Origin of the sequence: Saccharibacillus sacchari DSM 19268, assembly GCF_000585395.1 — a bacterium.
GTDB lineage: Bacteria > Bacillota > Bacilli > Paenibacillales > Paenibacillaceae > Saccharibacillus > Saccharibacillus sacchari.
Genome location: NZ_KK073875.1, coordinates 4772495 through 4794988, shown reverse-complemented (window position 1 = coordinate 4794988; position 22494 = coordinate 4772495). Strand labels below are relative to the sequence as shown.

Here is a 22494-nt window from a genome sequence, read left to right as displayed (position 1 = left end):
GGACTTATGGATTTGCAGCTTTTAATTGTGACGGCCGCTGTTTCATTTATTCTTGCCGTATTGGCAGGCCCGCTGTGCATCCCGTTGCTGCAAAAACTAAAGCTGGGTCAGCAGGTTCGCGGCGAAGGGCCTCAAGGGCATTTGAAGAAGGCTGGAACGCCTACAATGGGCGGTGTAGTCATTCTGCTGGCTTTCACGCTGGCCTTCGTCAAATTTTCCGTCGTCAATACCGAATTTTATGTGATATTGGTTGTAACGCTCGGTTTCGGGCTGGTTGGTTTTTTGGATGATTGGATCAAAATATTGAAAAGACGTTCATTGGGTTTAACCTCTTTGCAAAAATTGCTGGGACAGCTTTTGTTTTCCGCGGTTGCCTGTTGGTTGCTGATCGACTCGGGGCATAGCACGGCGTTGTCGATTCCGGGAACCTCGTTCTCTTTTGATTGGGGAGCATGGTTTTACTATCCGTTTATCGCGTTGATGCTGCTGGCGATATCCAATGCGGTCAATTTTACGGACGGCGTAGACGGCTTGCTCTCGGCGGTCAGCGTTCCGGCGTTCGGCGCTTACGCGCTGATTGCCGTGCAGGCGACGCAATTCCCATCAGCTCTCGCGGCTTCTGCAATGGCAGGCGCGGCACTGGGTTTTTTGGTGTACAACGCGCATCCGGCCAAAGTATTCATGGGAGATACCGGGTCGCTCGGCATCGGCGGAGCGATCGGAATGATTGCGATTTTGACCAAGCACGAGTTTTTGTTCCTGATTATCGGCGGCGTCTTCGTTATCGAAATGCTGTCCGTCGTGCTTCAGGTCCTTTCTTTTAAAACGCGCGGCAAACGAATCTTCAAAATGAGTCCGATTCATCACCATTACGAATTGTCCGGCTGGTCGGAATGGCGAATCGTCGGAATTTTCTTCGCCGTATCGCTGATTTTGGCGGCAATCGGACTTTATCTGGATAAGGGGCTGTAGAGAGATGGAACATCCGAAGGAGTATGCAAATCGGGAAATTGTCGTGTTGGGTCTGGCTCGAAGCGGCGTGTCGGCAGCCAAAACGATGCACGCTTTCGGCGCAAAAGTGACGGTTAATGACCGTAAGCCTCGCGAAGAAAGTCCGGAAGCCTCCGTGCTTGAAGAACTGGGGATTAATGTGATCTGCGGCGGGCATCCGGACGATTTGATTCGCTCGGACGTCGCTTTGGTTATTAAGAATCCGGGTATCCCGTATTCGGCTCCGCCTATTGCCAAGGCTTTGGAGCTGGGAATCGAAGTCGTGACGGAGGTTGAAGTCGCTTATCACTTGTCATCGGCCCCGATCATCGGCATCACCGGTTCGAACGGGAAAACGACTACGACGACCTGGGTCGGCAATATGCTGGAGGGGGCCGGATTAAAGCCTATCGTTGCAGGCAATATCGGCACCCCGCTTTGCGATGCCGCACTGGAAGCAAAAGATGACAATTGGCTTGTTGTCGAATTGAGCAGCTTCCAGCTTAAAGGCACGCAAACTTTTGCTCCGCGGATCGCGTGTCTGTTGAACGTGGCGGAGACGCATCTGGACTATCATGGTTCCATGGAAGATTATACGTCATCCAAGGCCCGGATTTTCGTCAATCAGACACCGGAAGATACAAGCATCATCAACTGGGACGATCCCTTCTGCCGCGAACTGGTGCCTTATTTGAAAGGGAAAATCCTTCCTTTTTCCGTAAATGAAGAACTGAAATTGGAAGGCGTCTATGCTTCGCCTTCCTATCCGGCGGACGGAGAAGCGGACGATATGGAGCGGCTTATCGTGTATCGGGATGCAGCCGGAGAGGTTCACGAGATTATTCGGGCTTCCGAACTCGGTATTCCGGGTGCTTACAATGCGGCGAACGCGATGGCAGCTTGCGCAGCGGCTATTGCCGCCGGAGTGAGCCCTGCCGCGTTAAAAGGCCCTCTGAGCAGCTTCGGAGGCGTGGAGCATCGCCTGGAAGCTTTGGGTGAACATGGAGGCATTCTTTACTACAACAACTCGAAAGCAACAAATTCCAAAGCGACGCTAACGGCATTGTCGGCTTTTGACCAACCCGTTGTTCTGATTGCGGGCGGTCTTGACCGCGGTTCCGACTACGAAGAACTGATGCCGGCCATGCAAACGAAGATTAAGGCGATCGTTACGTTAGGGGAGACGCGCGAGAAAATCGCAGGCGTTGCCGGACGAGCGGGAGTCGAACGCATTTCGGTGGTAGAGCCTATGGAAGATCCGGCAGATACGCTGCGCCAAGCCGTACGCGAAGCGAAGCGTTTGGCGGAAATCGGAGATACCGTGCTGTTGTCTCCGGCTTGTGCGAGCTGGGATATGTTCGCATCATTCGAGGAGCGAGGCCGCCTGTTCAAGGAAGCCGTTCGCTCGATATCCGAATAGACGGGAGGACATCGTATGCGCGTCGTATTGACCGGAGGCGGGACGGGAGGTCATATTTATCCGGCTCTTGCCATTGCCGAACAGTTGAAGACAGACCGGCCCGACACCGAGTTTTTATATATCGGAGGCAAGCGGGGATTGGAAAATTCAATCGTGCCCGAAACCGACATACCGTTCGAAACGCTTGATATTACAGGCTTTCGACGAAGTTTGTCAGCAGATAACATCAAGACCGTGCTTCGCTTTTTAAAAGGTGTACAGGCTTCATCCGAGTTGTTGGAGAAGTTCAAACCCGACGTGGTCGTAGGAACCGGCGGTTATGTGTGCGGCCCCGTGGTCTACGCTGCCCATAAACTGCGAATTCCGACCTTGATCCACGAACAGAATGCGATTCCAGGGCTGACCAATCGTTTTCTTAGCCGATACGTGAGTACGGTCGCCGTAAGTTTCGACGGCACGCAGGATCAGTTTCCCAAAGCTAAAAGAGTGATGTACAGCGGCAACCCGAGAGCCACGACGGTTCACCGGGCGGATGCCGCTGAAGGATTCCGTTTACTGGGATTGCCTCAAGGAACGCCTGTCGTGCTTGTGGTCGGCGGAAGTATCGGAGCAAAAGCGATTAACGAGGCCATGCTGCAAATGGTCACGGATATCGTACGCATGCCGGACGTGCACTTTGTGTACGTGACGGGTAAACGTTATTACGAAGAAGCGAAGCGCAGTCTGGAAGAGGCCCCGTGGGTGATGCCTTCCAACCTGCACGTGCTGCCTTACGTAGAGCGAATGCCGGAAGTTCTGGCGGCATCCATGCTTGTCATCAGCCGTGCGGGAGCTTCATTCTTGGCCGAAGTGACTTCTCTGGGAATTCCCGCCGTATTGATTCCGTCGCCGAACGTGACCAATAATCATCAGGAAGTCAACGCCAGGGCGTTGGAGGAGGATGGAGCTGCCATTGTGATTGCCGAGCGGGATCTCAGCGGGGAAAGTCTTTTGAGGGCAGTGGAAGCAGTCGTTCAGGATGAGTATTTGCGGCTCAGAATGGCTGAATGTTCGGCAAGACTCGGCAAGCCGGATTCCGCGGCCGCGATCACGGCTGAGCTTCGAAAGTTGGCCGTGCGGGCCCAAGCCATTCGCCGGGGCGCTTTGTGAGCAACCTTCGTCTTTGCCATCGAGCGCGGCACGTGTATAATGAACGTAACACAAAATTCCGTCGCCCGAACAGGCAACCCCAACCGCAAATACGATTGGGCTTATATGGAAGAGACGTGAATTCCGCGTACTGTGCAATTAACCGCTTGGCTTCGTCCTGTTGCGTTTCCGGGACGGACGCCTGGCGGCCGGATGGAGAATGGCCATGCTGAAAGTCGTTAAACCGATCGAAAATCAAGAGCAAGAGTCGCGCAAGCCTAGACGCAAGGGACGCTGGAAACTTTGGCTGCTCCTGACCGTTCTGCTGGTCGCTGCGTTGAGCGTTATTTTTTTCCGCTCTTCGTTAAGCCATATTCAGCAGATCGAAGTCGAAGGCAACGTGTACGTCGACCGCTCGGCGGTGATCGAAGCGGCGGGACTGCGTATCGGAGGTCAATTCTTCGCGTCGAGCGCGACGAACGTCGAGCAGCGGATCGTGTCGAATCTGAACGCGGTCGAGTCTGCGACGGTAGAGAAGCGGTTTCCCGGGAAGATTCTGCTTCGCGTAGACGAGTACAGTCCGGTCGCTTACGAGCTGCTTGAGGACGGCAGCGTACAGGCTCTATTGGGCAGCGGCGCCGAGATTCCGCTTCGGGATCAGGGGCTGCCGGCCGAAAAGCCGATGCTGACTGAATGGGAGGGGAAAGAAGAAGAAAAGGCAAGGCTTTGCCGCGTGTTGGCTTCGGTGCCGGACAGTTTATTATCCGATCTGTCCGAGATCATGCCGGCTTCTACGGAATCGTATCCCGATAGAATCCGAATTTACACGCGATCGCGTTTTGAAGTGGAGACTACCGTGTCCCTTCTCAAAGATCGCTTGGGAATTTTGGACGGCATCACCGAAACCCAAAGTCCGGGATCGATCAAAATGTTCGAGGCCAATGTTTACGTTCCTTTCGTAAATGCCGAACTCGAAACCGACTCGGGCGAATAAGAGCCTTAAGGCCTGCTACTCCCGGATTATAAAAGATGCTATAATGTTTGCTGTATTCTCGCAAAAAGATACACAAACTGCATAAAAAAATTCGAAATGAAAGAGGGAAAGTTTAAGCCGTGTTGAATTATTCTATGAAGATACGAATAAAGCCCGGCTTTAAACAAACCAAGTGATCAATTTTGCAAACGGGAGGTGCCAAGGGCTTGAGCAACAATGACATCATTGTTAGTTTGGACATCGGTACATCCAAAGTTCGTGCTATTATCGGGGAAATCAGCAATGGAACCTTTAATATTATTGGAGTTGGATCGGCCGATTCGGAAGGAATCCGAAAAGGCGCCATCGTTGACGTCGATCAAACCGTCCAATCGATTCGCGGCGCAGTGGAACATGCCGAGCGAATGGTCGGCATTCAAATAACGGAAGTTTACGTCGGCATATCGGGCAGCCATATCGGATTGCAAGCAAGTCGTGGAGTCGTAACCGTATCGAACGAGGATCGCGAGATCGGAGAGGACGACATCGAACGCGTAACCAAAGCCGCCGAGGTTGTGGCTCTTCCGCCGGAACGTGAAATCATCGACGTCGTTGCCAAGCAGTTCGTGGTTGACGGCTTGGAGGGAATTCAGGATCCGCGGGGCATGATCGGATCCCGCCTGGAGGTGGAAGCTACGATCGTCACCGGCGCCAAGACGGCTATACATAACCTCTTGCGCTGCGTGGAGAAAGCCGACCTCAAGGTGAAAGAACTGGTGCTGATTTCCCTCGGGGCCGGCCAGCTGGCACTTACCAAGGATGAGAAGACGATGCGTACAGCCATGCTTGATATCGGCGCGGGACAGGCCACCATTTCTATTTTTGAAAATGGTCATCTTACCGCCGTATCGACGCTTCCGATCGGGGGCGAATACGTAACGAACGATATTGCCTACGGTTTGCGCACAGTAACCGATCAAGCGGAGAAGGTTAAGCTGAAGTACGGTTGCGCCATGATGGCGGACGCTGCGGCGGACGTGTTATTTAAGGTCAACCGGATCGGCAGCTCGGTCGAGAAGGAATATACTCAGGAAGACTTGGCTGCCATTATCGAGCCGCGTGTTCAGGAAATTTTCCAACTTATCCATCAGGAGATCCATCGTATGGGTTATCGGGACATCTCCGGGGGGTATGTACTGAGTGGCGGAACCGTTGCGATGCCGGGTGTTTTACAGGTTGCACAGAGCGAACTGGCGGCATCCGTCAGGCTCGCGGTGCCCGATTACATCGGCGTTCGCGACCCGGCTTTTGCCAGCGGAATCGGTATCCTGTACAGCGTGATTCGCAAGAATCGCAGTCGGAGCGCCGCAATTCCGGGTAAAAAGCCCGTGAATCGTCCTCAATCGAGCCCAAAACCGGAGACGGGCCAGAAAACCGGTTTCCTAGAAAAGCTCAAAAATATGTTTAGCGAATTTATATGAAGAACACAAAAACGAGCCCATCCAAGGAAAACGAGGGGGAGATGGAGGAATATGTTGGAATTCGATTTCGAAATGGAGAGCCTGGCACGCATTAAAGTGATCGGCGTTGGCGGTGGCGGCAGCAATGCGGTCAATCGCATGATCGAGAACGGCGTGCAAGGCGTGGAGTTTATTACGGTCAATACGGATGCGCAAGCCCTTCATTTGGCCAAGTCGGAGCACAAATTGCAGATCGGCGATAAGCTGACTCGGGGTCTTGGCGCGGGGGCCAATCCGGATGTCGGCAAAAAAGCGGCGGAAGAATCCCGCGAGATGATCAGCAACACGCTCAAAGGCGCGGATATGGTATTCGTTACTGCGGGTATGGGCGGCGGTACGGGAACGGGCGCGGCTCCGGTTATTGCAGAAATCGCACGCGAGTGCGGCGCGCTGACGGTGGGGGTCGTCACGCGTCCGTTCACGTTCGAAGGCCGTAAACGCGCCGGACAAGCCGAGCTTGGCATTGAAGCGTTGAAGGAAAAGGTAGATACGCTGATCGTGATTCCAAACGACCGGTTGCTCGAAATCGTCGACAAGAAAACGCCGATGCTCGAAGCTTTCCGCGAAGCGGATAACGTGCTGCGTCAAGCCGTTCAAGGCATTTCCGATTTGATCGCGGTTCCGGGTCTGATCAACCTTGACTTTGCGGACGTCAAAACGATCATGACGGAACGCGGTTCCGCTTTGATGGGAATCGGTGAAGCATCAGGCGAAAACCGCGCGGCGGATGCAGCGCGCAAAGCGATCATGAGCCCGCTGCTGGAGACGTCCATCGAAGGCGCTAGAGGCGTGATCATGAACATCACCGGCGGATCGAATCTGTCGCTGTACGAAGTCAACGAAGCAGCCGAGATCGTTATCGAAGCTTCCGATCCGGAAGTCAACATGATCTTCGGCGCGATTATCGACGAGAACATGAAAGAAGAGATCAAGGTAACGGTTATCGCGACCGGTTTTGAACACAAGCCTGCTCCATTGAAACCGATCGTTCGCAAACCTACGACCCAGCAGCAACAACCCGAAGCTCAAACCGACCGTTCGCAGCAACAGCCGCAGCGCCCGGCCTTTGATCCTCAACAGCAAGGCGGAGATCAGTTGGACATCCCGACGTTCCTTCGCAACCGTTCGCGTCAAAATAACGACTAGATACTAGATTTGACAATGTATCGGAGAGCTTGTCCGACTCAAGTTGAATGAAGACAAACTGCTCCACGCAGTCCGATCTAAGAAAGATTCGCTTTCGTCATTCGGAAGCGGATCTTTTTTTCAATAGGGCCAAAGGAAGTTTCGATAAGGTGCTGCGCGCATCAGGTAAGGAGGAAGCGAGAGAAATGACAAGCGTTCAAGAGCCGTTTGTCCGTCGAATGGCGGATAACGGGGCAGAAGTGTTCGATATTGCGGCATGGACAGCGTTCGATTTGCTAAGCGCAGGTTTTACGGGGCGCTCAGGTGGGGTAAGCAAAGGGTATCATGCCGAATTGAACTGTGCGCTGCATGTAGGCGATAATCCGGCTGATGTAGCGGAGAATCGATCCAGAGTAGCGGAGGCGGCAGGTTTTCGCTTTGAAAACTGGACGTGTGGCGAACAGGTACATTCGGCAGAGATTGCGATTGTCGCCGAAGCGGACCGCGGCCGGGGACGGCTGAATCGCGAAAGTGCTTTTCCCGATACGGACGGCCTGCTCACGAATGTTCCGGGCATATTGCTGACTTCGTTTTATGCCGATTGCGTGCCGTTGTACTTTTTCGATCCGGTTAAGCAGGTTGTCGGTCTTGCGCATGCGGGATGGAAAGGTACGGTCGCAGAGATCGGACGTCGCATGGTGGAGAAAATGAATGAACAATACGGCAGTCGGTCCGAAGATATCAGGGCGGCGATCGGACCTTGTATCGGCGAAAGTCGTTATGAAGTCGATGCAACCGTATTGGATCGCGTGCGTGAAGTGCTTAATCGGGACTTGCCTGCCCGTTCGCGCGAATTATCCGACTTTTCCGTAGATTCCGGGGGCGGGAAAGCGCTGCTGAACTTGAAAGAATTGAACCGACACATTATGATAAGATCAGGAATACGTCCGGAAAGCATCGCGTGCACGAGTTGGTGTACGAGCAGCCGGACCGATCTGTTCTTTTCGCATAGACAGGAAAACGGACAGACCGGAAGAATGGCAAGCTGGATAGGACTGAAAGAAGGAGGCACGTTCCGGTGACATTGGAACAGCGGATCGCGCACGTGAACAAGGTCGTATCGGAAGCTTGTGAACGCGCGGGCAGATCGCCCGAAGAAGTGAACATTGTAGCGGTGACGAAATACGTTTCTGTCGACAAAACAAGACAAGTGCTCGATAGCGGCATCGTCCACCTCGGGGAAAATCGCTGGCAGAGTGCGAAACCCAAGTGGGAAGCACTGGGAAGCCGCGGCGTCTGGCATTTTATCGGTCAGCTCCAGAGCAACAAAGTAAAAGATGTGATCGGCAAGTTTGCGTATATCCATTCCTTGGATCGTTTGTCCCTGGCCAAAGAACTGGAGCGTCAGGCGTCAGCGGCCGATATAACGTTAAAGGCATTCGTTCAGGTTAATGTGTCGGGTGAAGACACGAAGGCAGGCATGCCGCCGGAGAAGGTCTTTGACTTTATTCGGCAGCTGGGTGAATTCCCTCATATCGAAGTGATTGGGCTCATGACGATGGCTCCGTTTGATTCGGATGCCGAGTCGGCCCGTCCGGTCTTTCGCGGATTAAGAGAGCTGCGAGAAGACTTGAATGCGAAAAACGTCCAAGCGAAGCCGATCGAACATTTGTCGATGGGCATGTCGGGAGATTTTGAAGTCGCCATTGAAGAAGGTGCGACCTGGGTTCGCCTGGGCTCTATTCTGGTAGGAAAAGAGGAGGACTGAAGATGGGTGTCATGAACCGTTTTATGAATTTTCTCGGCCTGCAGGAAGAAGAGGAGATCGTGGAGCGCGAAAAAGTCGTGGAATCCGATGACCAACCGTATGAATCGGCTGCTAATCAGGAACCTCGAAAAAACGGCAAAGCGAATAACGTAGTGAGTATTCATTCGCAAAAAAACGTGAAAGTGATCTTGGTCGAGCCTCGTACGTACGACGATGCCCAACAGATTGCCGATCATCTTCGCGCGCATCGCTCCGTTGTCGTGAATTTGCAGCAGGTGCGCCGTGACCATGCCAAGCGGATTATCGATTTTTTGGGCGGTACGGTCTATGCGATCAACGGAAACATTTCCAAAGTCGGAGGAGACATCTTCCTTTGCACGCCGGATACGGTCGAAGTCGAAGGTTCGATTGCAGACCTGATTCGCGAAGATCACGAATTTAATCAAATGAGGTGACGATAGCTTGGTAGGATTCTTGATTCAGATTTATCAACTCATTCCAACGTTGTTCCAGATTTATTCTTGGATTTTGATCATTTACATCCTGATGTCTTGGGTACCCAATGTTCGGGAAAGCCAAGTCGGCGTAATTTTGGGGAAAATCGCAGAGCCGTACTTGTCCATTTTCCGCAGATTCATCCCGCCGATCGGCGGGATGCTGGATATTTCCCCAATCGTTGCGTTGTTCGTTTTGCAGTTCGTGCAAGGCGGAATTTTATATTTGTTCCAATTGTTGATCCGCGCTATAGCGTAAACGGATCATGAATGTTAGAGGGAGTTTGACAGATGTCTAAAAACATACATGAACACGTCCATCCCGACGAGCGAGAATTCGTGGATCGTGCTTCCGAATGGTTGGAAGGAGCGGCCCGCTATCATGAGCTGAAGCTAACTGATTTTCTCGACCCGCGTCAGCTTCAAATTCTGTCGATGTTGGCCAATTCCGAGCCGGACGTCGCGGTTCGCCTGGAAGGCGGAAGCCCCCGGGCGGAGCGGCGCAGAGCCGTCATTGCGCCGGATTATCGGGACTTGGGCGACGAAGATATGAAATTGGCCGTGCTGTCGATCACTCCGGCGGACAGCAAGTTCACGGAGCTTGCGCACGGTGACTATATGGGATCGGTACTTGGACTCGGCATGAAGCGATCCAAGATCGGTGATATCCATCCGCGCGAAGACGGTTGCCACATCGTGGTAGCTGCCGAGATCGCGGATTTTCTTAATCTGGAGCTGAGACAGGTGCATCGGGTCAGCGTATTTACCGAAGTGCTGCCGATTACCGCGTTGTCCGCTTCGGAATCGGAGCTTGCCGAAATCGAACTGACTGTCGCATCGCCGCGTCTTGACGGAATAGTCAGCGACGTTTACCGCATGAGTCGGGCAAAGATTCTCGCGCCGATCAAAGCCGGTCGCTGTCGCGTCAACTGGAAAGTCGAAGAAGATCCTTCCAAAACGTTGCGCGAAGGCGATACGGTATCGCTCCAAGGATTCGGCCGCTTCCGGGTGTTGGAGATCGGCGATTTAACCAAAAAGGGGCGCTATCGCGTCCGAATTGGTAAATTTGTATAACGGTTTGTGTGGAACTATGCAGGAATTCACGTTTTGATGTCGAAATTCCGATAAAACCAAAAGGACTGTCTGCGCGTAAGCGCAGCGGTCTTATGCACGGACGTGATACAGCCTGAGCTTTTGCCGAGGGGTTGGCAGCGTGCTTAATACATTGGAGGTGCACATCATGGCATTAACACCGCTGGATATACATAACAAAGAATTCAGCCGGCGTCTTCGGGGATACGACGAGGATGAAGTCAACGAGTTTTTGGATCAGGTTATTAAGGATTACGAAAGCGTGATTCGGGAAAACAAAGATCTGCTGCATCGGATGACATCCATGGAAGAACGTCTGAATCACTTCATGAACCTGGAAGAGACGCTGAGCAAGACGATTATCGTGGCGCAGGAAGCGGCGGACGAAGTCCGCGGCAACGCGAAGAAGGAAGCACAGTTGGTCGTGAAAGAAGCGGAAAAGAACGCGGATCGCATCATCAACGAGTCGCTGGTCAAATCGCGTAAAGTTGCCGTAGAGATGGAAGAACTGAAAAAGCAGGCTTCGATCTACCGCACGCGTTTCCGCACACTGATTGAAGCACAGCTTGAACTGCTTGCCCAGGATGGTTGGGATGCCTTGGACCGTCAGAGTCGCGAGCTTGATCGGGAGATGGAACAAGCCCAGGCTGACCGTCGTTCAAGCGAGCTGTACTAAGCAGCCGCTCCTGTGTCAACTATTGACAACCGGCGCGGTTAGCGCTATAAATAAAAGACGCCGTATGGCGTTTTATTCGCAAATAATCATGGATCAAATTCAACGATGGGAACAGTAAGTCATGTCATTCGTTCTTCAGAGAGCCGGGCCTTTACGAGCTGCAAGCCGGCGTACGAAGCATCGACCGAAGATCATCCCGGAGAAGTACGTTCGAATCCTTTTTGCCAAGTGATCATAAGGTCCGCAAAAAGAGAGTAGGCCGTACCGGAAGCCGACCGTTACAGCGGACCCGTATTGTTTGATACGGAGACTAAGGTGTCGCTTTTTTTGCGCGGTGCCCGAAAAGCGGAGTGCTCAGACGTTTTTCGGACAGGACGTGCAATAGGCGAAACAAGGGTGGTAACGCGAGCTAACCTCGTCCCTTTTCAGGGGCGGGGTTTTATTTTTGACCAAAAAAGGAGCCGACAACGATGCAAAGAGTCGATGTAAAGGAAAAAGCGCGTGCACGCGACCTGCGTGTACTCAACCGTTGGAATGAAGAAAACACGTTCAAACAATCGATCGAAAACCGCGAAGGCAAGCCGAATTTTGTCTTCTACGAAGGTCCGCCGACCGCAAACGGAGTTCCGCATATCGGACACGTGCTGGGACGCGTCATCAAGGACTTCGTAGGCCGCTATCAGACGATGAAAGGCTTCCATGTCGTGCGTAAAGCAGGCTGGGATACGCACGGACTTCCGGTTGAACTGGGCGTGGAAAAGCAGCTCGGCATCTCCGGCAAGCACGATATCGAAGAATACGGCGTCGAGAAGTTCATCAAGAAATGTAAAGAGAGTGTCTTCACGTACGAGAAACAGTGGCGCGACCTGACCGAAGCGATCGGCTATTGGACAGACCTCGACAACCCGTACATCACGCTCGACAACAAGTACATCGAGAGCGTCTGGAACCTGCTCGGCACGATCCATGATAAAGGACTGCTGTACCGCGGACACCGCGTCAGCCCGTACTGCCCGTCCTGTCAAACGACGCTGAGCTCGCACGAAGTGGCCCAAGGCTATGAAGACGTCAAAGACCTGAGCGCAACGGCCAAGTTCAAGCTGGAAAACGGCGAGTTCGTGTTGGCTTGGACGACGACGCCTTGGACGCTGCCTTCGAACATCGCTTTGGCCGTGAATCCAACGATGACGTACATGAAAGTGAAGCAGGAAGGCGAAGTGCTGATCCTGGCGAAAAACTTAACCGAAAGCGTGCTGAAAGGCGAATACGAAACGTTGTCCGAGCTTCAAGGTTCCGAATTGGTAGGTTTGAGCTACGACGCTCCGTTCCACTACTTCACGCCGGAAAAAGGACATATCATCCTCGGCGCGGACTTCGTTACGGATTCCAGCGGTACGGGCGTCGTTCACTTGGCTCCGGCTCATGGTGAAGACGATTACCGCGTTTGCCGCGAGAACGGAATCAGCTTTATCAACCTCGTCGATTCGCAAGGTCGCTTCGTAGCCGACGTGACCGACTTCGCGGGACGCTTCGTCAAAGACGGCGAGACGGATATCGAGATCGTGAAATATCTGTCGGAAAAAGGCCGCCTGTACAGCAAAGAGAAATACGAGCACAGCTACCCGTTCTGCTGGAGATGCCACACGCCGCTGCTGTACTACGCAACGGATAGCTGGTTCATCCAAACGACGGCGGTCAAAGACAAGCTGGTCGAAAACAACAAAGGCGTAAAATGGTACCCGGATCACGTTCGCGACGGTCGCTTCGGCAAGTTCCTGGACGATCTGATCGACTGGAACATCAGCCGTAACCGCTACTGGGGCACGCCGCTCAATGTCTGGGTATGCGAAGAGACAGGCAAGCAGTACGCACCGAAAAGCATCGCTGACCTGCGCGAGCGCGCCGTGGACTTCGTACCGGAAGATATCGAGCTGCACAAGCCTTACGTGGACGAGATCAAGCTGAAATCGCCGTTTGCCGAAGGCGCGGTAATGACCCGTACGCCGGAAGTGATCGACGTCTGGTTCGACAGCGGATCGATGCCGTTTGCCCAGCAGCATTACCCGTTCGAAAACGAAGAGACGTTCAAGGCGCAATATCCGGCCGACATGATCGTGGAAGGCATCGACCAAACTCGCGGTTGGTTCTACAGCTTGCTCGCGGTATCAACGATGATTACCGGCGAAGCGCCGTACAAATCCGTTATGGCGACCGGCCATATCCTGGACGAAAACGGTCAGAAAATGTCCAAATCCAAAGGCAACGTCGTCGATCCGTGGGAAGTGCTCGAAGAGTACGGCATGGACGCGTTCCGTTGGGTGATGCTGGCCGACAGCGCGCCGTGGAACACGAAGCGTTTCTCGAAGAGCGTCGTAGGCGAAGCGAAATCGAAAGTCGTGGACACGATCGTCAACACGCATGCGTTCCTGACGCTGTATGCGGACATCGACGGTTTCGATCCGGCGGAGCATCCGTTCCAAGTGCCGACAGGCCGTCTGGATCGTTGGATCTTGTCCCGTTTGCACAGCTTGGTAACGGCGGCTAATGAAGCCTTGTCCGACAATGACTTCCTGGCTGCTGCAAAAGGGATCGAAGAATTCGTCGACGGCCTGAGCAACTGGTATATCCGTCGTTCGCGCGACCGCTTCTGGGGCAGCGGCCTGACGGAAGATAAGCTGGATGCTTACCGCACGTTGACGGAAGTGCTGAGCACATTGGCGCGTCTGATCGCACCGTTCATGCCTGTGCTGGCGGAAGACCTATACGGCAATCTGGGCGGAAAAACAAGCGTGCATCTGGCCGACTATCCGGAAGCCGATGCTTCGCTGATCGATGCCGAGCTGGAGCGCGATATGAAAACGTCGCAGCAGATCGTGGAACTTGCGCGCAACGTGCGGAACGAAAACAGCTTGAAGACGCGTCAACCGCTGTCCGAGCTGATCGTGTCCATGGACCGCGAATTCGATCTGGCGGATTACGCCGAGATCGTCAAAGACGAGATCAACGTGAAAGAAATCCGTATCGAGAGCGGAGACAGCGACTTCGTCGATTACACGCTCAAGCTGAACCTGAAGGTTGCAGGCAAAAAGTACGGCAAAAACGTCGGCTTCCTGCAAAACCATTTCAAAGGCATGACGGCCGAAGAAACGCGTGCGGTCGTGGATAGCGGTTCGTTCAATATCACTTCGACTGAAGGCGAAGAGCTGCAAGTGAGTAGCGAAGAGCTGCTGATCGAGAAAAAGGCCAAAGAAGGTTTCGCTTCCGCTTCGGGTTACGGCCTGACCGTGGCGCTGAACACCGATGTGACGCCGGAGCTTGAACAAGAAGGTTGGGTGCGCGAGATCGTCCGTGCCGTTCAGGATACGCGCAAAAAGCTCGACCTCAAGGTTGAGCAGTACGTGGATCTGACGCTTGACGTCGACGCCGAACTGCAAGCCGCGCTTAACGCGTTCGACTCCGTGCTTCGCGAGAACGTATTGGTCAACAACGTATCCTTTGGTAGTCAAGACGGGATGGAGCGAGTAACGTTAAACGGTAAAGAGGTCGGAATCAAAGTCGATTAATCGACGGCAGTATCGAAAAAAATAAGACGCAGCAAACAGTGCCTGTGCAAATCCGACAGGCGCTGTTTGTTTGTAAGGGGTCGAATGATAGACGCTCTAATCGGCGCTGTGCTACAATAGACGGGTTGGAAAGGACGCATTTGCTGCCGTTTCCCGGGACTCATGAGCATGTATCTTAAATACGAGGTGACGGATTAACGTGATTTATTATGTGATCGCGCTTGTAGCTTTTCTGATCGACCAAGGAACAAAGTATCTGGTAGCTACGCGTATGGAAATTCGAGATCAAATTCCGATCATCGGCGATTTTTTCATTCTGACTTCGCACCGAAATAAAGGCGCCGCATTCGGCATTTTGCAGGAGAAGCAGTGGTTCTTTATCATCGTGACTCTGGTGGTGGTAGCCGGGATCATTTGGTATCTTCAGCGTGTGAAAAACGCCAAAGGTTCGGCGCGCATGCTTCCGATCGCCCTCAGCTTGGTACTGGGCGGAGCGCTCGGCAACTTCCTGGACCGCGTTCGCATGGGCGAAGTCGTGGACTTCTTCCTGTTCAATTTCGGCAGCTACAGCTTCCCGATCTTCAACGTGGCCGATGCCTGCATCGTGGTCGGCGTGGTTCTGATTATCCTCGATACGCTGCTCGATTCGCGTCGTCCGAATGAACCTCAACCCGCAAACCAGCCAGAACAACGTACGGAGGACTAATTAATGACTGAAGAGCAAACCAACGTTCCTGACGCTTCGGCGGAAGAGAACGGTAACGAAGAAGAAATCCTGCAATGGAACGTTGCTGCCGAAGACAATAAGCAGCGCCTTGATAAATACGTCACCGAATCGATCGAAGGCGACGTCTCCCGTTCGCAGATTCAACTTTGGATCGAGCAGGGGCACGTCACCGTAAACGGACGTACCGTAAAAGCGAACTACAAGCTTTCCGCAGGCGAGCAAGTCGAAGTCCGCGTACCGCAGCCGGAATCGGTCGATATCGTAGCCGAAGACATTCCGCTTGAAATTGTTTACGAAGACGCCGACGTGATCGTCGTCAACAAACCCCGCGGCATGGTCGTTCACCCGGCTGTAGGCCATTCATCCGGCACGCTGGTCAACGCCCTGATGTTCCACTGCAAAGACCTGTCCGGCATCAACGGCGAACTCCGCCCCGGCATCGTGCACCGCATCGACAAAGACACCAGCGGCCTGCTGATGGCTGCCAAAAACGATAAAGCGCACGCGTCTTTGTCGGCGCAGCTGAAAGACCACTCCGTGAGCCGGATCTATAACGCATTGGTACGCGGCAACATTGCGCACACCCACGGCACCGTAGAAGCCAACTTGGCCCGCGACCCGCACGACCGCAAAATGTACACGGTTGTCCAAGCCGGCGGCAAACACGCCATCACGCACTTCAACGTCCTCGAACGCTTCGGTGATTATGCCTTGCTCGAACTGAAGCTCGAAACCGGCCGCACCCACCAAATCCGCGCCCACATGAAATTCATCGGCCACCCTCTGGTCGGCGATCCCATGTACGGCCGCAGCGGCGGCATCAAAATGCAAGGCCAAGCCCTGCACGCCGCGTCATTAGGCTTCACGCACCCAACGACCGGAGAACGCCTTGAGTTCTCTGCCCCCGTTCCTGCCGATATGGAAGAGCTGCTGACCTACCTCCGCAGCCGCTAACGCGGTTGCCCTGCTTCCATGCACCTGGCGATTCGCACAGCCGAGAGCCCGTACTTGACCCGGCCCTCGGCGATTCGCAAAGCGGAGCCCATCTTTAAGTTCGCCTCCCAATCAGGCGAACCCAAGGGCAACGCCCGCCCAAGCACCTGCCCCGTTCAAAAGGGCAGGTGCTTTTCTCTTTCGCTCTTTGCCCCCTTACCACAATGCGCAGACGGAGCGGAGGGGTGGAAGGAGCCGAAGGAAGCGTAGCGCTCGCCTTTGCAGTCCGGTTTTTTACCACCAGTACAGGTTTTATTCCAATCGAGAAAAACCGGACTGCAACAGCGATCCGCAGGCCCTTCCACCCCGAAGCGTCACACCCCCCTCAGCGCAAAAAAACTAAATTTTCCGCCACATAATCCATGTCCCTGCCCATAAATTTGAGGCATGATAGAACATAGAACATTCTGCCCAAGGAGCTGACCTTAACCATGAGTATCGAAGAGTATCAAAACACATTCGTCCAGCAAGTTTTCGCCGATCGGATCGGCGGAGCGAACTACGGCAAGGACACCAACATTTATAAATTCGAAAAAATTAAACGCGCCAAAGCAGCAGCACGCCAAGCTTTCCCCGATGTCGAACTGATCGACATGGGCGTGGGCGAACCCGATGAAATGGCGGACGCGGGCATCGTGGCCAAGCTTGCCGAAGAAGCGGCAAAGCCTGAAAACCGCGGTTACGCCGACAACGGCATCCCGGAATTCAAAGCCGCTGCGGCTCAATACCTGGCTGACGTATTCAAAGTCGAAGGCATTGATCCGACGACGGAAATCGTGCACTCGATCGGCTCCAAGCCGGCGCTCGCGATGCTGCCGTCCGTGTTCATCAACCCGGGTGACGTGGCGATCCTGACCGTTCCGGGTTACCCGGTTCTGGGCACGCACACCAAATACGTAGGCGGCGAAGTCTACAACGTGCAGCTGACCAAAGAAAACGACTTCCTGCCGGACCTGGATTCGATTCCGGCCGACATCGCGAAGCGTGCCAAGCTGCTGTACCTGAACTATCCGAACAACCCGACAGGCGCAAGCTCGACTCCGGAGTTCTTTGCCAAAGTGGTAGAGTGGGCCAAAGCGAACGAAGTGATCGTGGTTCACGATGCTCCGTATGCCGCGCTGACTTATGACGGCTTGAAGCCGCTCAGCTTCTTGAGCACGCCGGGCGCAAAAGACGTCGGCATCGAACTGCACTCCCTGTCTAAGTCTTACAACATGACAGGCTGGAGAATCGGATTCGTAGCGGGTAACCCGCTGATCGTCAAAGCGTTCAGCGACGTTAAAGACAACAACGATTCCGGCCAATTCATCGCGATCCAAAAAGCGGCGGCTTACGGTCTGGCTAATCCGTTGATCACGGAAAAAATCGCCGAGAAGTATTCCCGTCGCCACGACATGCTCGTAGCAGCGTTGAACGAACTTGGCTTCACGGCAACCAAACCGAAAGGCTCGTTCTTCCTGTACGTGCAAGCGCCTAAAGGCATCAAGGGCGGCGAAGCGTTCGGCAGCGGCGAAGCATTCTCGCAGTTCCTGATCCGCGAGAAATTGATCTCCACCGTGCCTTGGGACGATGCAGGCTCGTTCGTGCGTTTCTCCGTGACGTTCGAAGCAAAAGGCGAAGAGCAAGAAAAACGCGTCATCGAAGAAATCAAGCGTCGCTTGAACGATGTTGAATTTGAATTTTAATCGGTTACTGTAGCTTAGGCAACAGGCCGCTTAAGCAAAAAGATATTGAAAAAGCAGGCTCCCGTCATCAGGGAGCCTGCTTTTTTCGTGCAATTCATTCGAGTATGCCGAGTCCGGGCACATGCGGTTTGCCGTCAGCGAGGGAGTCCGAACGGCTTCCGAAGATTGAGCCGCGAAAGCCGTTCGAATCCTGATTCCGGCGTATCGATTTAATCGATCTTGAAACGCTCGACCTCGCCTTGCAGATGCTCGGCGAGCAGAGCCAGGGAAGCGGAGGACTGTCCGATTTGTTCCATCGAAGCCAATTGCTCTTCGGCAGCCGCCGCGATCTCGTGCGTGCTGGATTGGTTGGTTTCCGCAGCTTTTGAAATCTCGCGAACGGACTGGGCGACTTCTTCGGCGTGACCGGCGATTTCGCCGACCTGCGTATTCATGCCGCTCAGGTCGTCGGAAACTTCTTCCGAAGCCGTTTTGAGCTGGCGCAGGTTTTCCGCCGTGCGTTCGGCTGTCTCCAAGCCGCCGGTCACCGACGAGCGAATCTTGACGAAGGTTTCCAGCGAAGCTTGAATATCGGCGACGATATCCTGGATCAGTCCTTCAATGGTTTTGGCGGAATCGGCGGATTGCTGAGCAAGCTTTTTGACTTCGTTTGCCACGACGGTGAAGCCGAGTCCCGCTTCGCCGGCGCGTGCCGCTTCGATCGAAGCGTTCAAAGCCAACAGATTGGTTTGCGAAGCAATCTCGTCGATCGTATGCAGAATGCCTGTAATCGTCTGCGATTTATCCGACAGGCCGGAGATCACCACGCCGCCTTCGCGGACGGAGATATCGATTTCCCGGATACGTTCGAGCGTTTGATCCACGAGCAGATCGCCTTCCTCGGCCATTTCGGCCGAGCCGCGCGAGGCTTGGGCCAAACGTTCGGAATTTTTGCGAAGTTCCGAGAGCCATTCGAAGACTTCTGCCAAGCGGCGGGAACTGTCTGCCACGCTATCGCTTTGACGCTCGCTGTTCGAAGCGAAAGCTTCGATCGATTCCGTGATCTGACGCGTTGCTTTACCCGTATGCTCGGCGCTTGCGCTGAGTTCTTCGGACGAAGCCGCGACGTCGGAAACGGAACCCGTAATCGAGCGGACAAGCCCGCTGAGCGATACATTCATGCTCTGGAACGAAGAGGCTAATTGCCCGATCTCGTCGCGTCCGTGATCGGTGATCGTGCCCGTCAGGTCGCCCGAGCTGATTGCTTCCGCAACGCGTGCGACATTTTTGAGTCGGCGCGCTATGGATCGGGTCAGCAGCCAGATAAAGACTCCGCCCGCGACCAGGGATATAACCAATACCGTCATGAGGCGGTAAAGGATCGGTTGAGCCGCTTCCTGAACCTCGTTTTCGTAATAGCTGCCCGCAATCACCCAACCGCTCAGTTCGTTTTTTGCATAGACAAGCACTTTGGGTTCGGATTCGAATATATAATTGAACATGCCTTCGGGTTCTTTTTCGTTCGACAATCGCGTAGAGATCGTGTCGCTTGATCCGGCTTCGATCGTCGGGTGGGAAATGTACGTGCCGCTCTCCGTCGTAATAAAGGCATATCCTTCTTTGCCGATATGCATGGTCTCCGTCGTTTGCAGCAATGCATCGATCGAAATATCCAGACCGATCACGCCGCTTCCGTCGTCCATGCGTTTGGCGATCGTGATTCCCGTTTTTCCGCTTGAAGCCGAGATGTAAGGCTCCGTCACGACGGCCCGATCCGGGTTTTCCATGGCGAGGCTGTACCAACTGCGCGTACGAGGATCATAGTCTGACGGAAGATCGACGTAACTGGAAGCCGAACCGATATACACGCCCGCTTCCGATCCGGCATAAGCCAAATCGACATCATTTTGCGTCAGATCGTAATTTTCGAGCGGCGCGTTGACCGAGTTTGTTTTGAAGCCTCCGGTATCGAAATCTTCGGAGGTGACGATGGAAGCCAAATAGTCAACCGCATCGACTTTTGCTTGAATATCGCGCGTAACGATCGCATTCATGGTCTGAACGCTAGACGTCGCGTTTGAAGTCAATTCTTTGCTAAGCGCGCTTTTTGCCGATTCATAAGAAAGGATAGCGGAAACCAGAAGCGAGATAACAAGAATAGCCGTAAAGAAAATCAAAAGTTTATTGCCCAAAGATAATGAAACACGCCTGTTTTTAAAAAAGTTCATTCTGTGTAATCTCCCCTCGTTGCATAGATATCTTATATTTCGGCAGGTTTCGACTAAAATTCAAGCAAACGTTTTCGGAAAAAAGCCATGTCTGAACGCCCGATTTATAGGTCTTTCGATTTATATGTTCGTGCAGACATAAAAATTAGGAGTCAAAAATAGAATTCAAAAAAAGTATTGAATAAATACAACATTTAAATGTATAATTATAAATATGAAAACAAGAGGGCATGATGTTGTTTGACAATTCATGTGTAAAAGGTGCATATCGGTCAACTTCATTTCGTTTCTCCTATTGTAAAAGGGATCGACAAAATGAAATACAGGTGGTTGACAGGAGATAACCCTTCTGTCATAATTCATTGCAACAGAGGCGGAACTTGCGCCCAATGAATAGCACCTTTAATTCAGTCCCGTGAGACTGGCAAGGTAACGTGAACGACGATTCACTAAGAATACGTCCGCCGAGAGCGGAACGATTTTTAGCGCTCTTCGTCGAATCAACATGTCGATTTCGACTCCTTGCCCGCCTGGGCAAGGAGTCTTTTTGCATGCAGATGCGAGAAGACACCGACGTTCACGGGGCCGAAGGGTGACAAACCTTTTGCCTGAGGAGGCGCACACACATGAACGAAACACACGTCATTATGGATGAAGCCGCTATTCGCCGCGCACTGACCCGGATCGCCCACGAAATTTTGGAGAAAAACAAAGGCATCGAAGGCTGCGTGCTCGTCGGCATCAAGACGCGCGGCGTGCCGCTGGCACAACGGATCGCCAAACGCATCTTCGAGATCGAAGGAACGCCGGTTGCTTGCGGGGAGATCGACATTAGCTCGTACCGCGACGATCGCCAGAAGAGCGACGCTACGATCAACTGCCAAGAACTGTTCGGCGAATCCCAAGTCTCTATTGAAGGGAAAACCGTGATCCTGTTCGACGACGTACTCTACACCGGCCGTACGATTCGCGCCGCGATGGACGCCCTGATGGACTGCGGAAGACCGCAAATGATCCAACTCGCCGTACTCGCCGACCGCGGACACCGAGAACTGCCGATCCGCGCCGACTACGTAGGGAAAAACGTACCGACCTCGCGCACCGAAGAAATCGAAGTCTTTTTGACCGAGATTGACGATAACGAAGAAGTGCGCATCAGCAGCCGCCGGGAGGTGTTGGTATGATCGCCTACCGCTCCTCGCTTCGCGAACGCGAACTGCTCGGACTCAAAGACTTGAGCGCATCCGAGCTTGACTCGATCTTGCTGAGAGCCGCTTACTGGGAAAGCCATACGGAAAAAAGAACACCGATCCTGGAAGACCGCTTTATCGCCAACATGTTTTTCGAAAACAGCACGCGGACAAGATTCTCGTTCGAAATGGCGCAAAAGCGTCTGGGTACGCAAGTGCTGAACTTCGCGGCTGCCGCTTCCAGCATGGAAAAAGGCGAGTCGATCTACGATACGGTACGCACGCTGGAAAGCATGGGCATCGACGCGGGCGTTATTCGCCTAAAGCCGATCGGCGTACTGGAAGAATTGGCGAAGCAGGTACGAGTGCCGCTGATCAACGCCGGAGACGGCAACAACGAGCACCCGACGCAAGCGCTGCTGGACGTGTACACGATGCGCAAACAGTTCGGCGAGATTCGCGGCCTGACCGTTTCGATCATCGGAGACGTGAAGCACAGCCGGGTGGCACGCTCCAATCTGTGGGCGCTGCGCACGCTGGGCGCCACCGTGAAATTCTGCGCACCGGACAGCATGAGAGCGCCGGAGCTGGAAGCTTACGCGCCGTACGTGACGATGGAAGAGGCGCTGAACGCGGACGTGGTCATGATGCTGAGAGCGCAGCTTGAACGTCACGGCGAAGGCATCCTGAAGTCGAAAAGCGAATATCGCGCTCAATACGGGTTGACGGTGGATCGGGCGAAGACCATGAAATCGCACGCGATCATCATGCACCCGGCTCCGGTCAATCGCGATGTCGAAATCGACGGAGATCTGGTGGAAGCGTCAAACTCGAAGATTTTCTCGCAAATGAGCAACGGAGTGCCGATCCGCATGGCGGTCGTCGAACGGGCATTGAGATAACGAATACAAGCATCATATAGAAGCAACGCGTACGGAAAACG

The 22494-nt window shown here is 53.6% G+C and carries 19 protein-coding genes; 18 read left to right on the top strand and 1 reads right to left on the bottom strand.

Annotated features, from left to right (window positions below):
• Positions 1 to 6 precede the first annotated feature (6 nt).
• The 16 genes from mraY to SACSAC_RS20705 all read left to right on the top strand — a co-directional run bounded on the left by mraY (position 7) and on the right by SACSAC_RS20705 (position 18154).
• Positions 7 to 972 carry a phospho-N-acetylmuramoyl-pentapeptide-transferase gene (mraY, locus tag SACSAC_RS20780; protein WP_037289889.1) on the top strand — a complete coding sequence of 322 codons (966 nt, stop codon included), beginning with the start codon at positions 7 to 9 and terminating at the stop codon, positions 970 to 972.
• A 4-nt stretch (positions 973 to 976) separates the two neighbouring features.
• On the top strand, positions 977 to 2410 hold the full coding sequence (gene murD / locus SACSAC_RS20775) for a UDP-N-acetylmuramoyl-L-alanine--D-glutamate ligase (protein WP_037289887.1): 1434 nt from the start codon (positions 977 to 979) through the stop codon (positions 2408 to 2410).
• 15 nt (positions 2411 to 2425) lie between these two features.
• Positions 2426 to 3559, top strand: a complete 1134-nt coding sequence (murG, locus tag SACSAC_RS20770; protein WP_037289885.1) for an undecaprenyldiphospho-muramoylpentapeptide beta-N-acetylglucosaminyltransferase — start codon at positions 2426 to 2428, stop codon at positions 3557 to 3559.
• A 205-nt stretch (positions 3560 to 3764) separates the two neighbouring features.
• Positions 3765 to 4532 (top strand): cell division protein FtsQ/DivIB, encoded by a 768-nt coding sequence (locus tag SACSAC_RS20765; protein WP_037289883.1) that lies wholly within the window; start codon positions 3765 to 3767, stop codon positions 4530 to 4532.
• A gap of 206 nt (positions 4533 to 4738) precedes the next feature.
• The gene (gene ftsA, locus SACSAC_RS20760; RefSeq protein WP_037289882.1) at positions 4739 to 5992 is read left to right on the top strand and encodes a cell division protein FtsA; all 1254 of its coding nucleotides are present in this window, start codon (positions 4739 to 4741) and stop codon (positions 5990 to 5992) included.
• Between the two features lie 51 nt (positions 5993 to 6043).
• Positions 6044 to 7177 carry a cell division protein FtsZ gene (gene ftsZ / locus SACSAC_RS20755; RefSeq protein ID WP_037289880.1) on the top strand — a complete coding sequence of 378 codons (1134 nt, stop codon included), beginning with the start codon at positions 6044 to 6046 and terminating at the stop codon, positions 7175 to 7177.
• Positions 7178 to 7362: 185 nt separating this feature from the next.
• Complete coding sequence (gene pgeF / locus SACSAC_RS20750) at positions 7363 to 8238, top strand: peptidoglycan editing factor PgeF (protein WP_156951056.1); 876 nt, start codon at positions 7363 to 7365, stop codon at positions 8236 to 8238.
• The gene (locus SACSAC_RS20745; protein WP_037289879.1) at positions 8235 to 8924 is read left to right on the top strand and encodes a YggS family pyridoxal phosphate-dependent enzyme; all 690 of its coding nucleotides are present in this window, start codon (positions 8235 to 8237) and stop codon (positions 8922 to 8924) included. Before pgeF ends, SACSAC_RS20745 begins: the two co-directional genes overlap by 4 nt.
• Positions 8925 to 8926: 2 nt before the next feature.
• On the top strand, positions 8927 to 9379 hold the full coding sequence (locus SACSAC_RS20740) for a cell division protein SepF (RefSeq protein WP_037289877.1): 453 nt from the start codon (positions 8927 to 8929) through the stop codon (positions 9377 to 9379).
• 7 nt (positions 9380 to 9386) lie between these two features.
• Entirely contained in the window at positions 9387 to 9677 is a 291-nt protein-coding gene (locus SACSAC_RS20735; RefSeq protein ID WP_245608669.1) for a YggT family protein, read from the top strand.
• A 32-nt stretch (positions 9678 to 9709) separates the two neighbouring features.
• A complete protein-coding gene (locus tag SACSAC_RS20730) occupies positions 9710 to 10492 on the top strand; it encodes a YlmH family RNA-binding protein (RefSeq protein ID WP_037289872.1) in 783 nt (260 codons plus the stop codon).
• 166 nt (positions 10493 to 10658) lie between these two features.
• A complete protein-coding gene (locus tag SACSAC_RS20725) occupies positions 10659 to 11186 on the top strand; it encodes a DivIVA domain-containing protein (RefSeq protein ID WP_037289870.1) in 528 nt (175 codons plus the stop codon).
• A gap of 470 nt (positions 11187 to 11656) precedes the next feature.
• The gene (gene ileS / locus SACSAC_RS20720) at positions 11657 to 14749 is read left to right on the top strand and encodes an isoleucine--tRNA ligase (RefSeq protein ID WP_037289868.1); all 3093 of its coding nucleotides are present in this window, start codon (positions 11657 to 11659) and stop codon (positions 14747 to 14749) included.
• A 199-nt stretch (positions 14750 to 14948) separates the two neighbouring features.
• The gene (gene lspA, locus SACSAC_RS20715) at positions 14949 to 15455 is read left to right on the top strand and encodes a signal peptidase II (RefSeq protein WP_037289866.1); all 507 of its coding nucleotides are present in this window, start codon (positions 14949 to 14951) and stop codon (positions 15453 to 15455) included.
• A gap of 3 nt (positions 15456 to 15458) precedes the next feature.
• Entirely contained in the window at positions 15459 to 16430 is a 972-nt protein-coding gene (locus tag SACSAC_RS20710) for an RluA family pseudouridine synthase (RefSeq protein ID WP_037289864.1), read from the top strand.
• Between the two features lie 470 nt (positions 16431 to 16900).
• The gene (locus tag SACSAC_RS20705; protein ID WP_037289861.1) at positions 16901 to 18154 is read left to right on the top strand and encodes an LL-diaminopimelate aminotransferase; all 1254 of its coding nucleotides are present in this window, start codon (positions 16901 to 16903) and stop codon (positions 18152 to 18154) included.
• Positions 18155 to 18363: 209 nt separating this feature from the next.
• On the opposite strand, the gene SACSAC_RS20700 is transcribed toward SACSAC_RS20705, so the two are convergent.
• Complete coding sequence (locus SACSAC_RS20700; protein ID WP_169833794.1) at positions 18364 to 20325, bottom strand: methyl-accepting chemotaxis protein; 1962 nt, start codon at positions 20323 to 20325, stop codon at positions 18364 to 18366.
• 662 nt (positions 20326 to 20987) lie between these two features.
• Between SACSAC_RS20700 and pyrR the strand changes: the two genes are divergently transcribed.
• Together pyrR and SACSAC_RS20690 are read left to right on the top strand one after the other, a co-directional pair.
• Positions 20988 to 21545 (top strand): bifunctional pyr operon transcriptional regulator/uracil phosphoribosyltransferase PyrR, encoded by a 558-nt coding sequence (gene pyrR, locus SACSAC_RS20695; RefSeq protein ID WP_037289855.1) that lies wholly within the window; start codon positions 20988 to 20990, stop codon positions 21543 to 21545.
• Complete coding sequence (locus SACSAC_RS20690; RefSeq protein ID WP_037289854.1) at positions 21542 to 22453, top strand: aspartate carbamoyltransferase catalytic subunit; 912 nt, start codon at positions 21542 to 21544, stop codon at positions 22451 to 22453. The genes pyrR and SACSAC_RS20690 overlap by 4 nt, the downstream gene beginning before the upstream one ends.
• Positions 22454 to 22494: the final 41 nt, after the last annotated feature.

Bases quoted from the DNA above. Each gene is read 5' to 3' on its own strand.
- ileS (WP_037289868.1), top strand. From the start codon at position 11,657: ATGCAAAGAGTCGATGTAAAGGAAAAAGCGCGTGCACGCGACCTGCGT.
- SACSAC_RS20730 (WP_037289872.1), top strand. From the start codon at position 9,710: ATGTCTAAAAACATACATGAACACGTCCATCCCGACGAGCGAGAATTC.
- SACSAC_RS20765 (WP_037289883.1), top strand. From the start codon at position 3,765: ATGCTGAAAGTCGTTAAACCGATCGAAAATCAAGAGCAAGAGTCGCGC.
- SACSAC_RS20690 (WP_037289854.1), top strand. From the start codon at position 21,542: ATGATCGCCTACCGCTCCTCGCTTCGCGAACGCGAACTGCTCGGACTC.
- SACSAC_RS20740 (WP_037289877.1), top strand. From the start codon at position 8,927: ATGGGTGTCATGAACCGTTTTATGAATTTTCTCGGCCTGCAGGAAGAA.
- pgeF (WP_156951056.1), top strand. From the start codon at position 7,363: ATGACAAGCGTTCAAGAGCCGTTTGTCCGTCGAATGGCGGATAACGGG.
- SACSAC_RS20705 (WP_037289861.1), top strand. From the start codon at position 16,901: ATGAGTATCGAAGAGTATCAAAACACATTCGTCCAGCAAGTTTTCGCC.
- mraY (WP_037289889.1), top strand. From the start codon at position 7: ATGGATTTGCAGCTTTTAATTGTGACGGCCGCTGTTTCATTTATTCTT.
- SACSAC_RS20710 (WP_037289864.1), top strand. From the start codon at position 15,459: ATGACTGAAGAGCAAACCAACGTTCCTGACGCTTCGGCGGAAGAGAAC.
- murG (WP_037289885.1), top strand. From the start codon at position 2,426: ATGCGCGTCGTATTGACCGGAGGCGGGACGGGAGGTCATATTTATCCG.
- pyrR (WP_037289855.1), top strand. From the start codon at position 20,988: ATGAACGAAACACACGTCATTATGGATGAAGCCGCTATTCGCCGCGCA.
- SACSAC_RS20725 (WP_037289870.1), top strand. From the start codon at position 10,659: ATGGCATTAACACCGCTGGATATACATAACAAAGAATTCAGCCGGCGT.
- murD (WP_037289887.1), top strand. From the start codon at position 977: ATGGAACATCCGAAGGAGTATGCAAATCGGGAAATTGTCGTGTTGGGT.
- ftsZ (WP_037289880.1), top strand. From the start codon at position 6,044: ATGTTGGAATTCGATTTCGAAATGGAGAGCCTGGCACGCATTAAAGTG.